Source organism: Serratia sp. BIGb0234, from assembly GCF_024809915.1.
Lineage (GTDB): Bacteria > Pseudomonadota > Gammaproteobacteria > Enterobacterales > Enterobacteriaceae > Serratia > Serratia liquefaciens.
The window spans coordinates 430,838-444,925 of the sequence record NZ_JANUEI010000002.1 but is presented as its reverse complement, the minus strand read 5'-3'; the positions used below and the strand labels follow the sequence as shown (position 1 = coordinate 444,925).

Annotated in this window: 17 protein-coding genes; 5 read left to right on the top strand and 12 right to left on the bottom strand. The window is 56.6% G+C overall.

The features are described 5' to 3' along the window. Nucleotides 1–26: 26 nt before the first annotated feature. The 4 genes from M2407_RS09140 to M2407_RS09125 all read right to left on the bottom strand — a co-directional run bounded on the left by M2407_RS09140 (nt 27) and on the right by M2407_RS09125 (nt 2,439). The gene (locus tag M2407_RS09140) at nt 27–800 is read right to left on the bottom strand and encodes a DUF3307 domain-containing protein (protein WP_259217718.1); all 774 of its coding nucleotides are present in this window, start codon (nt 798–800) and stop codon (nt 27–29) included. Nucleotides 801–802: 2 nt separating this feature from the next. Further along, on the bottom strand, nt 803–1,399 hold the full coding sequence (locus M2407_RS09135) for a SatD family protein (RefSeq protein WP_046373221.1): 597 nt from the start codon (nt 1,397–1,399) through the stop codon (nt 803–805). 114 nt (nt 1,400–1,513) lie between these two features. After that, complete coding sequence (locus M2407_RS09130) at nt 1,514–1,978, bottom strand: DMT family transporter (protein ID WP_259217717.1); 465 nt, start codon at nt 1,976–1,978, stop codon at nt 1,514–1,516. 5 nt (nt 1,979–1,983) lie between these two features. After that, a complete protein-coding gene (locus tag M2407_RS09125; protein ID WP_259217715.1) occupies nt 1,984–2,439 on the bottom strand; it encodes a DMT family transporter in 456 nt (151 codons plus the stop codon). A gap of 106 nt (nt 2,440–2,545) precedes the next feature. Here M2407_RS09125 and M2407_RS09120 point away from each other — a divergent pair, with 106 nt between their 5' ends. Next, on the top strand, nt 2,546–3,463 hold the full coding sequence (locus M2407_RS09120) for a LysR family transcriptional regulator (RefSeq protein WP_259217713.1): 918 nt from the start codon (nt 2,546–2,548) through the stop codon (nt 3,461–3,463). An 80-nt stretch (nt 3,464–3,543) separates the two neighbouring features. Here the strand turns inward: M2407_RS09120 and M2407_RS09115 are convergent, their stop codons facing one another. Next, complete coding sequence (locus M2407_RS09115) at nt 3,544–3,723, bottom strand: hypothetical protein (protein WP_020827564.1); 180 nt, start codon at nt 3,721–3,723, stop codon at nt 3,544–3,546. Between the two features lie 252 nt (nt 3,724–3,975). Here M2407_RS09115 and M2407_RS09110 point away from each other — a divergent pair, with 252 nt between their 5' ends. The 3 genes from M2407_RS09110 to arsC all read left to right on the top strand — a co-directional run bounded on the left by M2407_RS09110 (nt 3,976) and on the right by arsC (nt 6,109). Further along, nucleotides 3,976–4,305 (top strand): metalloregulator ArsR/SmtB family transcription factor, encoded by a 330-nt coding sequence (locus M2407_RS09110; RefSeq protein ID WP_020827563.1) that lies wholly within the window; start codon nt 3,976–3,978, stop codon nt 4,303–4,305. Nucleotides 4,306–4,372: 67 nt separating this feature from the next. After that, nucleotides 4,373–5,656 (top strand): arsenic transporter, encoded by a 1,284-nt coding sequence (locus tag M2407_RS09105; RefSeq protein WP_259217708.1) that lies wholly within the window; start codon nt 4,373–4,375, stop codon nt 5,654–5,656. 21 nt (nt 5,657–5,677) lie between these two features. Then, nucleotides 5,678–6,109 carry a glutaredoxin-dependent arsenate reductase gene (arsC, locus tag M2407_RS09100; protein WP_259217706.1) on the top strand — a complete coding sequence of 144 codons (432 nt, stop codon included), beginning with the start codon at nt 5,678–5,680 and terminating at the stop codon, nt 6,107–6,109. A gap of 5 nt (nt 6,110–6,114) precedes the next feature. Here arsC and pcaD read toward each other — a convergent pair whose 3' ends face one another. Genes pcaD through M2407_RS09080 form a run of 4 tightly spaced genes read right to left on the bottom strand, consistent with a single transcriptional unit; the run spans nt 6,115 to nt 9,455 of the window. Continuing rightward, nucleotides 6,115–6,885, bottom strand: a complete 771-nt coding sequence (gene pcaD, locus M2407_RS09095; protein WP_128865366.1) for a 3-oxoadipate enol-lactonase — start codon at nt 6,883–6,885, stop codon at nt 6,115–6,117. 13 nt (nt 6,886–6,898) lie between these two features. Then, nucleotides 6,899–8,101 (bottom strand): 3-oxoadipyl-CoA thiolase, encoded by a 1,203-nt coding sequence (pcaF, locus tag M2407_RS09090; protein WP_128865367.1) that lies wholly within the window; start codon nt 8,099–8,101, stop codon nt 6,899–6,901. After that, a complete protein-coding gene (locus M2407_RS09085) occupies nt 8,079–8,759 on the bottom strand; it encodes a 3-oxoacid CoA-transferase subunit B (protein ID WP_122079721.1) in 681 nt (226 codons plus the stop codon). The genes pcaF and M2407_RS09085 overlap by 23 nt, the downstream gene beginning before the upstream one ends. 9 nt (nt 8,760–8,768) lie before the next feature. After that, the gene (locus M2407_RS09080) at nt 8,769–9,455 is read right to left on the bottom strand and encodes a 3-oxoacid CoA-transferase subunit A (protein WP_122079720.1); all 687 of its coding nucleotides are present in this window, start codon (nt 9,453–9,455) and stop codon (nt 8,769–8,771) included. A 241-nt stretch (nt 9,456–9,696) separates the two neighbouring features. Here M2407_RS09080 and M2407_RS09075 point away from each other — a divergent pair, with 241 nt between their 5' ends. Then, a complete protein-coding gene (locus tag M2407_RS09075; protein WP_122079719.1) occupies nt 9,697–10,530 on the top strand; it encodes an IclR family transcriptional regulator C-terminal domain-containing protein in 834 nt (277 codons plus the stop codon). A gap of 54 nt (nt 10,531–10,584) precedes the next feature. Here the strand turns inward: M2407_RS09075 and M2407_RS09070 are convergent, their stop codons facing one another. From M2407_RS09070 to M2407_RS09060, 3 genes are all read right to left on the bottom strand, one after another. Further along, nucleotides 10,585–11,541: a Dyp-type peroxidase gene (locus M2407_RS09070; protein ID WP_122079718.1), complete on the bottom strand. Its 957-nt coding sequence runs from the start codon at nt 11,539–11,541 to the stop codon at nt 10,585–10,587. A 722-nt stretch (nt 11,542–12,263) separates the two neighbouring features. Beyond that, nucleotides 12,264–12,614 (bottom strand): hypothetical protein, encoded by a 351-nt coding sequence (locus tag M2407_RS09065; protein ID WP_130016348.1) that lies wholly within the window; start codon nt 12,612–12,614, stop codon nt 12,264–12,266. A 256-nt stretch (nt 12,615–12,870) separates the two neighbouring features. After that, nucleotides 12,871–14,088, bottom strand: a complete 1,218-nt coding sequence (locus M2407_RS09060; protein WP_130016347.1) for a Xaa-Pro peptidase family protein — start codon at nt 14,086–14,088, stop codon at nt 12,871–12,873.

The following is a 14,088-nucleotide window of genomic DNA, read 5'->3' as shown; positions in this document are numbered from 1 at the left end:
CTGTAGGGGCGAAATATTATCCGCCTCTACAGCATTTTTTTCACCAGCAGACCCAGCATGATGGTCAGGGTAAAGGAAAACAGCGTACCCAGTAGCACATACTCGGTACGCATTTTGTCATCGCTCTGGCGCAAATCACCAAAGCGAAAGATTGACTTGGCCGCCAGCAAAAAACCGACCGCCGGGATTTGGCCGATCAGCACAAAGGTCAGGATCAGCGTTCTTTCCAGATAGCCAATTTGCTTGCCCGCACGTAATAACGAGTCGTTATCGGCTTTGGCTGAAGGAGGCATCTGCGGTGCCCAGTGAGCCAAAAGCTGGCCGATAAGCACGCCCATCGGCATGTAAATCACCAAATACGTCACCACAATCAGCCCAGCCTGCCAACCGGCAATGGCCGCTCCCAGCGCGCTAAGCAGGCCATGGGCATTGTGCGTCAGCGACAGCCACAGCAGTACAATCACCGTAAGATGCAGGCCTTGATCGAGCAGAAAACCGCCCGCTTGACTGATGCGCGTCAATAACGTGACCTTCAACAGGTCAATCAGCCAGTGGCTGATGGCGATCACCAGCAGGGTGGTCAGCACCTGGCCGGAAGAGAGTCCGCCATGCAGCAACGCAAAACCGGCCACCACCCAGGCGGCCAGCACGCCGTGCAGTAAGGCATGCAGCAACAGGAAACGAGAACGTGCGCGGTGACGAGCCTTATCCTCGACCCAACTGCGCGGCTGCAGCGGGAAGTCTGCAAGCAGGTGAACCACCAGCAACCAGGTCAGCAACGGCGCGTAGCTCAAATCCATATTCAGGTGATCCTGTTAATCGCGTGAATAAATCGCATAATTTCCTCGTAGGCCGCGCGTTTCAGCGTTGCAGAAACGGTGGAGGCGGCCTTTTGCAGCTTTTCCGCTACCTCTTGGCTGGTGTCGGCGAAGAAACGTGCCTGGACGACCTGCGCTTCGGTCTGTGAAAGGCGACTAATCACATGATCTAACATCGGCAATAGATCGCTGACAATGGCATTTGTCTGCTCATTGTCATTTTTCAGAGCCAGTCGGCAATTTTTCATCAAAGCGTCCAGAGCCTGGCCAGAATTCACAAAGGCGCTGCCATAACCGGCGGTTTGTCCCTGGTCGCTGCCGAGGCCAACGGCGATGCGGGCATCCCAATGGCGTGAGTCCATCGCTCTAAGCGCAATACGGATATACACCGCCAGCAGCAAACCGGATTGCGGTTCGGCCACCGCTTGAAAAGCATCGCCACGGAAAATCTCGAATCGCTCAATAAGCGTAGCCCGTTGCAATTGACTCAGCAGGGCATTTAACCCGGTAATGTAGTGAGTGGTGTCTAATTGCCGTGAATTGACCAGATCGCCGGTGATCACGCTAACTTGTGCTGGCATCTCTTTTTCTACTCTGAAGCGGGAGTTATCAGTAAATTTCGCACCTCAAGGCGAATATGTCAATAATTCGTATCCGAGTACGAATATGGTAAATATTCGTCTCTCAAGGCGAAATCAACGCCGCCGCTGAATAGGCTCAAGCATCAGCATAAGCAGCGATTTCTCCATCCGGGCCACATAGACGCCCAGCAGGATCAGCCCCACGCCCAAGATCTGCGCGCTGATGGTATCGCCACTGTCGCGCAGGCGGTCGATAACCACACCCGCCAGCATTTGGCCACTGATAATCAGTAGTGCGGCGCGCAGGGTGCCGAGACGCGGCAGAACATAACTATTCAGCGCGACAAACAGCGCCCCGATGACACCGCCAAGGTAGGCACCCCACGGGGCCTGGCCGAAGGTCGCGCCGTTGATGCTGCCGGTTGCCACCAGCAGCAGGCTGAGGAAAAAAAAACCGACGATATGATTGCAAAGTGAGGCATGAAAAGCGCCACGATCCAGCGCCAGACGACCGTTGATTGCGCGGCTGAGGCCGATACAGACGCCGTTGAGTAGAGCAAGGACTATCAGGGTAAACATGGGCGTTACCTCAGGAAAATGAGCAGAGCGCAGCCGCAGAGGATCAGCAGCGTGGCGACGATATCGTTGAGACTCAAACGGCGTTTAAGCGAGCCAAACCAGCCGCAGCTGTCGGCGAGCATGCCGAACAAAACCTGACCGGTAAGCATCAGCGCCAGGCTGCCGGAAAGCGCCAGCGGGCTGTTGACCGTAATGGCGGCCAGCACCACCGTCAGGGCACCGGGCAGACCGCCCAAATAAGCCCAGCGAGGCGTCCTGGCCGATGAGGCGGCGCGGCGCGGGGAACGACTGTTCAGCAGGAGCAGCAGCAACCAGGCGGTGATGGCGCCCATACCGTGAGCCAACCACGAGGCCAGCAAGGGGGAGTTATAGCTGGCCAGCAGGCTGTTGATGGCAATCATCAGGGCTAATAGGGCACCGGCGCCCAGCGCCAGCAGAGGATCGGAAAAACGTTCACGCATCAGGGTTTCAACTTCAAAATTAATTTGAAGAGCAGCCTATATTGTTTTTGTTTAAAGCTTAATCCACTAAAATGGAAACTCATTGTTGAGAAAAAGTTGACTGATAATGAACGATCGCTTTGCAGCAATCCCGGTATTTGTGGCGGTGGTGGAATGTGAAAGCTTTTCTGCCGCCGCCGAGCGACTGGGCATCACCAAATCGGCAGTAAGCAAACGCATCACCCAGTTGGAACGCTCGCTGGGCGTGCAATTATTGCAGCGAACCACCCGCAGTTTGAGCCTGACCGAGGCCGGTGAGCAGTATTTTGGCTATGCACGCAATGCCTGCGCCGTAGCGCAAGAGGGAGAGGATGCGGTCACCCGTTTGCAGGGACAGCCGCAGGGCTGCCTGAGGATCAGCGTACCCATGGTGTTTGGTCGTTTGCATATTGCCCCGTTGATCCCCCGTTTCCTGGCGGCTTATCCGGCGGTGGAGATCAATATGATGATGGACGACCAACTGGTCGATTTGGTCGAAGGGGGCTATGACCTGGCGATCCGCATCGGTCGACTGGCCGACTCGAGCCTGATAGCCCGGCGTATTGCGCCGTGCAACAGCGTCTTGTGCGCAGCGCCCTCTTATCTGGCGCGCTGTGGAACACCGACGGACATGGAGCAATTAGCGAAGCATAACTGTTTGTTTTACAGCTATTTCCGCGGGGGGAGCGAATGGCAGTTCGACGGGCCTGCGGGAGCTGTACGTTTCCAACCCAGAGGCAATTACCAGGTGAATAACAGCGAGGCGTTGCGTGAAGCGTTGATCGCCGGTTTGGGGATTTGTCAGATGCCGACTTTCATCGTTGGAGACGATATTGCGCAGGGGCGACTGCTTGAGTTGATGCCGGACTATCGGCTGCCCGAGCATGCCATTTATGCCGTCTATCCACAGCGCAAATACTTACCGGCTAAGGTATCGGCCTTTGTCGATTTTCTACTGGCTCAGCTCGGAGGAGGGCGGCCTTATTGGGATACCCCGGATCGCTGATAACACCCCGTCGCCATTCGACCGGGAATACGCGTGCCTATAGGTACGCCACCGGCGAAGGGAGATTAAGGTGCGGGGTGTTAGAAACTTTTCACCAGCACTTCGCGCGGCTGTTCGTTGCCGTGCTTCAACAGATAGTCGAAAGATTTCTCGCTGCTTTTCAGCTGCTGCAGAAATTCTTGCGGTGACAGGTCGTGTTTTTTGCCGCTCATATAAGCCAGCGCCAGTTCTTTTGCCTGATAACGTGAGAAGTTGTACATAAGAGCCCTCTAAACGGTGGATTTCACGCTAGAGATTGTAACGAAAGAGCACATAATGAACAGTCGCTTTGGCGTATGGAATCAATAGCTGAAACTTAACTCAGGCTGAGTGAGCGTTTTCACCGGACCGTCGCGAAAGTGAGCCATTCTGCACAATCTCCACAAACCTTAATATTCACTAATTCATATATGTTACTTGGCGTTTTTCCTCCTTCGGCTTATGATGGCGGTTATCGTAAAAGGAGGATCCCCATGACATCACTGACGCCACTGGCATTGTTTAAAAATCTGTCGGAGGAAACTCGCCTCACGCTGGTGCTTTTGCTGCGCCAGGCGGGTGAGCTGTGCGTGTGCGAATTGGTCAGTGCGTTGGAGGAATCGCAACCCAAAGTTTCTCGTCACCTCGCGATGTTACGTGAAAGTGGTCTGCTGATCGATCGTCGCGAGGGCAAGTGGATTTACTACCGCCTGTCGCCGCATATGCCGGCCTGGGCGGCGGCAATCATCGAACAGGCTTATCTTAGCCGGCAACAGCAGGTGACCGAGCTGGCGCAGCGCGCGTTAGGGGCGGTCTGCCGGTAACGCTAAAAAATTTAAATAAACATATTCGAAATAACATATATATTATGTGAGAGACTAAGGAGTTGTGATGGTGTTGGCCGGGGCAATATTTATCCTGACGATCGTTTTGGTGATCTGGCAGCCGAAAGGCTTGGGCATAGGCTGGAGTGCCTGTTTCGGCGCGCTCTTGGCATTGCTGACCGGTGTGGTACAGGTCGGTGATATTCCGCTGGTCTGGCAGATCGTCTGGAACGCCACCGCGACCTTTATCGCGGTGATCATTATCAGCCTGCTGCTGGACGAGTCCGGCTTCTTTGAATGGGCAGCGCTGCATGTTGCGCGCTGGGGCAAGGGCAAAGGGCGCTGGTTGTTCACCTATATTGTGCTACTGGGCGCCGCGGTGGCGGCGTTGTTTGCCAATGACGGGGCGGCGCTGATCCTGACGCCGATAGTGATTGCGATGCTGCTGGCGTTGGGGTTCAGTTCAGGGGCAACGCTGGCCTTCGTGATGGCGGCGGGATTTATCGCCGATACCGCCAGCCTGCCGCTGGTGGTGTCCAATTTGGTGAATATCGTCTCCGCTGATTTCTTTCAACTGGGTTTCACGCAGTATGCGGCGGTGATGGTGCCGGTGAACCTTGCCGCCATCGTCGCCACGCTGGTGATGTTGCACCTGTTCTTTCGCAAGGACATTCCGCGCAGCTATGACCTGAGGTTGCTGCGGCCACCGCGTGAGGCCATTCGCGATTTGCCGACGTTTAGAGCCGGTTGGGGCGTATTGGCGCTGCTGCTGCTGGGGTTTTTTGGGCTTGAGCCGCTGGGCGTGCCGGTTAGCCTGGTCGCCGCCGTTGGGGCGTTGATCCTGCTGCTGGTGGCGAAAAAGGGGCAGGCCATCGACACTGCTAAAGTGTTGCGGGGCGCCCCCTGGCAGATCGTGGTCTTCTCTCTCGGGATGTATCTGGTGGTCTACGGGCTGCGTAATGCAGGGTTGACCGATACCCTGGCCGGTGTGCTGGATTTTCTGGCCGAACGCGGAATTTGGGCAGCTACGCTGGGCACCGGTTTCCTGACGGCATTTTTGTCCTCGGTGATGAACAACATGCCGACGGTGTTGGTGGGGGCCTTGTCGATTGACGGCAGCAATGCCGAAGGTGTAATTAAACAGGCAATGATTTATGCCAATGTCATAGGCAGCGATCTTGGGCCGAAAATTACGCCGATCGGTAGCCTGGCCACGCTGCTGTGGCTGCACGTATTGTCGAAGAAAAGCATCGTCATAAGCTGGGGATACTATTTCCGGGTCGGGGTAGTGATGACCCTGCCGGTGCTGTTGGTTGCGCTGACCGCCCTGGCCCTGCGCCTGTCGCTTTAGCCATAACTCAGAGAGAACGCCATGAGTAACATCAAGATTTACCACAACCCGGCTTGCGGCACATCGCGCAATACGTTGGCACTGATCCGCAACAGTGGTGTGGAACCGACGGTGATTTTGTATCTGGAGACACCGCCCGACCGCGAGCAATTGATCAGGCTGATCGCCGATATGGGAATATCTGCGCGAGCCTTACTGCGTAAAAACGTCGAGCCTTATGAATCGTTGGGGCTGGCAGATGCAGGCTGGAGTGACGAACAATTGATCGACTTTATGTTGCAACAACCGATATTGATTAATCGACCTATTGTGGTGACACCCTTGGGCACCCGTCTGTGTCGACCGTCGGAAGCCGTGCTGGATATCCTGCCGGATCCGCAGCAAGGCCCTTTCACCAAGGAAGACGGCGAGCCTGTGATCGATGCGCAAGGGCGGCGAATAGCCGACCAATAACCGACTTAGCCGGCCGAACGTTCCTCAGTCAGGAATTCGATCACGCTGTGGCTGAACAGTTGCGGACAGGCGAGGTTGGAGATATGCGAAGCCGGCAGCCGCTGCAGTTCCGCGTGCGGGGCGTTGGCCACCAGAAACTCGGCGTCCGCGACGGTGGTTACCGGATCAGCGTCTCCGGCGATCACCCGCATCGGCCGGCTCATGGAAACCACGTCGGCGCGTAAATCCGCCACTGACAAGGCATCGCAGCAGGCGGCGTATCCCTCGGGGTTACCGGCCGCCAGAGCGGCGACCAGGGAGGCAACCTGCTCAGGATGATTTTGCAGAAAGGCTTCGGTGAACCAGCGGGCGGGGGAGGCGGCGGCAATCGAAGACAACCCTTGGCTGCGCACCTGCTGCGCTCGCTGTTGCCAGCCTTCGGCATTACCGATGCGTGCGGCGGTATTGGCGACCACCATCCGCGTGATGCGCTGCGGGTGGTAACGGTTAAGCCACAGACCGGTCAGGCCGCCCATTGAAATGCCGCAGAAATGGGCGCTGGCTACGTCCAGATAATCGAGCAGGGCGATCACGTCCTGGCCGAGATCCTCAAGCCGTAACCGTGGGGTAGACAGCGGCGTGGCACCGTGTCCGCGTTGGTTATAACGCAATACCCGAAAGTGTTCGCTCAGTGCCAACAGCTGCGGTTGCCACAGATCGAAGGTGGTGCCCAGTGAGTTGGACAGTACCAACAGCGGCGCAGCCGCGCGGCCATCAAGACGATAGTCGATATCCATCCTTGTCCCCTTTTCACACCCGCTCGATAATCAGCGCAATACCCTGGCCGACGCCGATACACATGGTGCATAGGCCATAACGCCCACGCGTATTCTGCAATTGCCAGGCCGCGTTCATCACCAGCCTGCCACCGGAGGCGCCCAGCGGGTGACCGAGAGCGATGGCGCCGCCGTTAGGGTTGACCTGTGCGGCATCGTCGGGGAGTCCCAGCTCACGGGTCACTGCCAGCGCCTGCGCCGCAAAGGCCTCATTAAGCTCGATCACGTCCATCTGATCCAGGCTTAAACCGGCAATTTTCAGCACCTTGCGAACCGCCTGCGCCGGGGCAAAGCCCATGATCGACGGCTCAATACCGGTAACGGCGCTGGCAACAATGCGCGCCATGGGCTGCAGGCCGTGGCGGGACAGCCCGGATTCGCCGGCCAGCAGCAGCGCACAGGCGCCGTCGTTTAGCCCGGAGGCATTGCCTGCGGTGACGGTACCCTGCGGATCCACTACCGGTTTCAGTTTCGCCAATGCCTCCATCGTGGTAGCACGAGGATGTTCGTCTTGCGTGAATAGTCGCGGCTCGCCTTTTTTCTGTGCGATGCTGACATCAATCAGTTGGTCGGCAAAAAAGCCGCGTTCCTGAGCGGCGGCGGTACGCAGTTGGCTGCGCAGGGCGAAGGCATCCTGATCCTGACGGGAAATATTGAACTTCAGGGCGACGTTTTCGGCGGTTTGCGGCATCGAATCCACACCGTACAGCGTTTTCATCTGCGGATTGATAAACCGCCAGCCCATGGTGGTGTCTTCCAGTTTCATCGCCCGGCTGAAAGCACTTTCCGCCTTGCCCATGACGAAGGGCGCGCGGGACATGCTCTCTACGCCACCGGCAATCATCAGTTCGCTTTCACCTGTTTTTATCGCGCGCGCCGCCATCGCTACCGCATCCAGGCTGGAGCCACACAGGCGATTAAGGGTGCAGCCGGGGATTTGTAGTGGCAGGCCTGCCAGCAGTAACGCCATGCGCGCCACGTTACGGTTGTCTTCGCCAGCCTGATTGGCGCAGCCGAGCAGCACATCATCCACTGCGGCCCAGTCCAGCTGCGGGTGTCGAACCTGCAGCGCTTTCAGCGGCAGAGCGGCCAAATCGTCGGCGCGAACGGTTGCCAGGCTCCCGTTCAATCGGCCAAAAGGCGTGCGGACGGCGTCACACAGATAGGCTGGATTCATGGGGATGTTCTCCGTGCTGAAGGGCAAAGGTCAATTCGACCGGGGTGACTTCCTGCAGCTGTTCCGGGGTCAGACCGCCGAATATTTCGCGGACCACCAGGCCTTGCGGGGTCACGTCCATCACCGCCAGATCGCTGTAGATGCGATCGATGCAGCCGACGCCGGTCAATGGATAAGTGCAGTGGCGGACAATTTTGCATTCCCCTTTTTTGGTCAGGTGCTCGGTCATCACAAACACCTGGCGGGCGCCAATGGCCAAATCCATCGCGCCGCCTACCGCCGGAATGGCTCCTGGGGCACCGGTGCTCCAGTTAGCCAGATCGCCCCGTTCGGAAACCTGATAGGCACCGAGCACGCAGATATCCAGGTGGCCACCTCGCATCATGGCGAAGGAGTCGCCGTGATGGAAAAAACAGCCGCCCTTGAGCAGGGTGACCGGCTGCTTGCCGGCATTGATCAGTTCGGGATCCTCCTGGCCCGCCGCCGGTGCCGGGCCCATGCCGAGAATACCGTTCTCGCTGTGCAGAAAAATCTCTTTATCCGCCGGCAGGTAGTTGGCGATCTGCGTGGGAATGCCAATGCCCAGATTGACGTAGGCGCCTTCCGGGATATCGCGCGCAATGCGTTCTGCCAACTGTTGATGAGTAAGTTTGGTCATGGAGAGCCCTTAAGCCGAAAGCTGCGCAGGATGGTCAGGCGTGGTCACCAGGCGCTGTACGAAGATCCCTGGCGTAATGATGTTTTCAGGATCCAGTTCGCCCAGCGGCACCATGCGATTAACTTCAGCAATGGTGCAGGTGGCGGCCATGGCCATGATCGGCCCAAAGTTGCGCCCGGTTTTGTTATACCGCAGGTTGCCCCAGCGATCGGCCTGTTCGGCCTTGATCAGGGCGAAGTCCGCCCTCAACGGCAGTTCGAACACGTAGTGCCTGCCGTCGATCTCGCGGGTTTCTTTGCCCTGCGCCAACTCGGTGCCGTATCCGGTGGGTGTGTAAAACCCACCGAGCCCGGAACCGGCAGCCTGGATGCGGGCCGCCAGATTACCCTGTGGGATCAGTTCCAGCTCCAGTTCGCCGCGGCGGTACAGGTCGTCAAATACCCAGGAGTCCGACTGACGCGGGAATGAACAAATGACCTTGCGTACACAACCGGCCTTCAGCAGCGCGGCCAGGCCGAAGTCGCCATTGCCGGCGTTGTTGCTGATCAACGTCAGCTCGCGTGGGCAGCGCCGAATCAGTGCATCCAGTAGCGCATAAGGCTGACCGGCGGGGCCAAAACCGCCGACCATAATGGTCGAGCCGTCGGGGATATCGGCGACGGCGGCGTCTACGGACGCCACGCTTTTATCGATCATCTGCTCTCCTGAGTACGCTAAGAGTCTCTCAGCGTGACGCTGGTGGGTCTGGATCCACCTTAAGCGAGGAAAAATGCAGCGACAAGTGCGAATATCAACTGTTTGTGCGATTATCGAAGCGATGGTGATTTGCCTGTCAATTCTGTGACGCAGATAACTAAATCGCTATTGGATGCCAGACAAAGCAGCATCGCGGCGCCACAGGCTTATAATGCCAAAGTTTATTGAATCGGAGGTCCGGATGGGCGATGAGTCGGAATTTGGCGCTGGAGAACTGCGCCGGCTGCAGGAAATCGGGGATTTAAGTAACGATCAGTATAAAGGCGATCCCAATTTTATGGCGTCGCTGGCCAGGGGGTTAGAGGTGTTGCAGGCCTTCCAGCCGCAATATTCGCAAATGTCGGTTTCTGAAATCAGCCACATTACCGGTATTCCCCGTGCGGCGGTGCGCCGCTGCCTGTACACTCTGCGCGCCCTCGGCTTTGTCCATTGCCCCGACGGTCGGCATTACCGGCTGTTGCCGCGGGTTCTGACTATCGGTCACGCCTATCTTTCCTCATCCGAATTGGCGAAAGCGGCACAAAACTCGCTGGACTATCTCAGTAAACTGCTGAATGAATCCTGCTCGGTAGCGACCCTGGACGGTGACAATATTCTGTATATCGCCCGTGCTTCGGTGAAGCGCATCATGACCATCGATCTGGGACGGGGCAGCCGTTTGCCGGCCTACGCGACGTCAATGGGATTGGTTTTACTCAGCGCGCTGGACGAAGCGCAGTTGGACGATTATCTGTCGCGGGTCACCTTCGAACCGCTGACTGAGTTTACCGTGGCCAGCGCTGAGCAACTGCGTGAACAGCTGGCCAAGGTGCGTCGTCAGGGGTATGCGATTAACGATCAACAGTTAGAAATAGGCTTGCGTTCGATCGCAGTGCCGATGCATTCACGCAAGGGCGGCGTAGTGGCGGCGATGAACGTAGGGGTGAATGCCTCGCAAATTTCGTCGGCGGAATTGCGTGAGCGCGTGCTGCCGCAGTTGCAGCGTACGGCAATGGAGCTGGCACTGCTGCTGTAGTCGGGAGCACTGACCCCGAGTCCGCGCTGGGATCAGTCTCCCTGCTTTTAGCGATTATTGCGGGCCGTTACGCTCAGCCAGGGCTTCCAACAGGGTTGCCGAAGGCGTAAAGAACAGGCTGCCGGTGACCGCGCGGCTGAAATCCAGCAGGCGATCGTAGTTGCCGGCCGGCCGACCTACAAACATATTCTCCAGCATTTGCTCGATTGGCTGGGGGGAGCGGGCGTAGCCGATAAAGTAAGTGCCGAATTCGCCCATGCCGGGTTTGCCAAACGGCATGTTGTCACGCAATATTTTGACTTCATTGCCGTTTTCATCGGTCAGCGTCGTCAGGGAACTGTGGGATGACGAAGGCTTGACGTCCTCATCCAGTTCAATATTGGATTGCTTGTGGCGACCAATAATGCGCTCTTGCGTTTCGACGCTCAGTGAGTTCCAGCCTTTCATGTCGTGCAGGTATTTTTGTACCAGCACGTAGCTGCCGCCGGAAAAACCGGCGTCTTCCTCGCCAATCACCGTATAGTCGAAGGCTTCGTGTCCCTCGGGGTTTTCGGTGCCGTCGACAAAGCCAATCATTGCCCGCTGGTCGAAATAACGGAAACCGTGCACTTCCTCTATTACCGTCACGGCATCGCCAAGCTTGTTCATCAACTGTGTGGCGAGTTCGAAGCACAAATCCATCTCGTCGGCGCGAATGTGCAGCAGGATATCGCCAGGGGTCGAAACGGCAACGCGGTCGCCGGCGCCTATCTCACGAAAAGGATGAAGCAGCGCCGGGCGGGGCTGGCCGAACAACCGATCCCAGGCCGAAGAGCCAAATCCGCAGACGCAGGACAGATTGCCCGCTGGAGATCTTTTACCGACGGAACGAATTACGCCGCTGATATCCGCGCACCAGCCACGCACCGCAGCGAGCTGCGCAGGGTTGGCGGATAAAGTCGCGACCAAAAAAATGGCGTGGCGTGTAACGGGGCTGAAGACAGCCTGGGGGTGTTGATTTTGGGTAGTCATAGCATCCAGTGCCGAGGAGAGTCAGAGCTTAAAACTAATCTATTTTAGCGGTCACGCCAACTGATTAACCCCAGTTGACGTGTGGAGTCGCAGAACGGCGATGGCGAATAAAAAAATCGCTATCGGCGCAGGTAAGATTACGCCAGGCAAGCGTCAGGCAGAAGTCCCTCTGCCGTTAAGGCGTTCAATTCCTTCAGCAAGCTGAAAGTCAGTTTCATGTGTTTACGATCTATCGGGCTGCCATTTTGGCGCGCGTGGCGCAAAACAGCGGTGAGCTGGAACTGTTACCGTCGCATTTTAATCTGCCGACGAGGGCCTTATCGGTAGACATTCATGACCGGCACTGCCGAAGAGGATTATTCAGGACACTAGTAGGGAATAAGGCGGCAGGGAAATCACTGCCGCCTCGCATTAATGAAGAAGAACATTGTGGTAAAGAACAGAAAGATCAGCTTCCCCTGAGTGGTCTGCCGAAAATGAATTTAATTATTAAGTAAATAAATCTTACCAAGGCCACACCGCAGCCAATTGATACTAACAGGACGGAAATTCCCCTCGGCGCGGGATACCATGTTGAAAAGCCTACTCCGGCCCCGCTTAGCAAGGATGAAGATAAAAATATACCCATGACAACTGATATTATTTTTAGCGCTTTATTATTCATGTGATCACCTGAGAACGGCGAAAGGTCAGCCCGTTGTTATTTTCGTTAAGGTTAATGCTTACCAGGAACACTTGCCGCCGGCACTTGACCCGCATTTATTCCCGCCTTTCCCCATGCCTACGTTACCGCCGCCCCTGCTGGCATCTTTAAAACAGCCGCCGGTCACCGCACCGCCAACCAACCCCATCGCCGCCCCGGGTAATCCGCCGAATGCCCCTAAGGCCGCGCCGGCCACCATGCCATTGATGCAGTCTTCCGAGGTGTTTTTAGCATAGTAATCGCCAGAACGTCCCTGCTTACCACCGTTGTTTTTCCCTTTATTCCTGCGGCTATTATCCGCACGGTCGCCGCCATTGTTGCCGCGACCGCCGGCGATAGTCTCTAATAGCGCAGAATCAATTGTTTTCATAACTCACTCCCTTTTAATTTATGATTTTTTATTATATCTTTCCTTGAAGAACGATTAATTATTAACTCAATTCATTTGTCATATCAACCGTTATTTCATTCTTGGGTTACGGTGGCGTTATAAATTAATGATTATATTAACCTGAAAAATTAAATAAGGTGACTAAATTAAATCGATATTAATAACCACTATTTTTATGGCAGGGTTAATCTTTTAATTCGGGCGGCATCGCCGCCCGAAGGGGGGATCAGGAGTCTCAACCAAAGGGGGCATCAATAGATTTCGCCGGCGCGGTAAACCAGCGCGCTCCGTCTTTGGTGACGTAGAAATGATCCTCAAGGCGAATGCCGAACTCGCCCGGCAGGCATAGCATGGGTTCGATGCTGGCGCACATGCCCACGTCGAGCGGCTCCTGCTGCTTGCGGATCAGATACGGCGCTTCATGAATGTCCAGCCCGATACCGTGACCGGTACGGTGCGGCAGCCCCGGCAGCTGATAATCCGGCCCAAAACCATGAGAAGCCAGCGCTTCGCGCGCGGCGTCATCCACTTTATGGCAGGGCACGCCGGGCGCGATTACAGCAAATGCCGCAGCCTGCGCATCATGTTCAGCCTGCCAGGCAAAGCGTTGGCGCGGGTTGGCTTCGCCGTAGACATAAGTTCGGGTGATATCGGACAGGTAGCCCTTGTAGCGACAGCCGGTATCCAGCAGCACGACATCGTTATGTTGCAGCGGGTTGGGGGCTTTAACGCCATGAGGAAACGCGCTATCGGATCCGAACAGTGCAATGCAGAAGTAAGAACCGGTGGTGCCCATTTTGCGATGGGCCTGATCGACAAACTCGACCAGCTCTCTGGCGGTGATCCCTGGGCGCAATATGCTTGCCGCCGCCTGTTGGACCCGCAGGGTAATGTTATTCGCGGTTTGCATCAGCGCAATTTCGGCCGCCGATTTGCGGCTGCGGCAGTATCCGGTGATCGGCAGGGCGCTGACCAACTTTATTTCACCGGCATGCTGTTGCAGGCCGAGGAACAGCGTGACCGACGCGGTTTCGCAAATGGCCACTTTGAGTTGGCGGCCCGAACCCGTCAGCCCACGCGCGGCCAGTACGGTGAAGAACAACCGATAGGGATCTTCTTCCTCATGCCAGCTAAATATCTCCCCCTCAATCACCTGCGCGTCCTTGAACGTGCCGATCTCAAACCAGGGCGCAATATAGGCGATTTCCCCCTCGGCCGGGATCACCGCGCCCACCATACGTTCGCTGGGCGACCAGGCGGTACCGGTAAAATAGAGCAGGTTGCTGCCGGCATTGAGGTAGCAGGCGTCAATGCCGTTGTCGCGCATCAGGCGCTGCGCGTGCTGAATGCGTTGCCGGTATTCCACCGCGGCGATTTCAGGCGGGTTGTCCGTGAGCGGTTGCAGCTGTTCCAGGGCCTGTTGTGGCGTACTACCGCCAATGCCTGTAGCCAT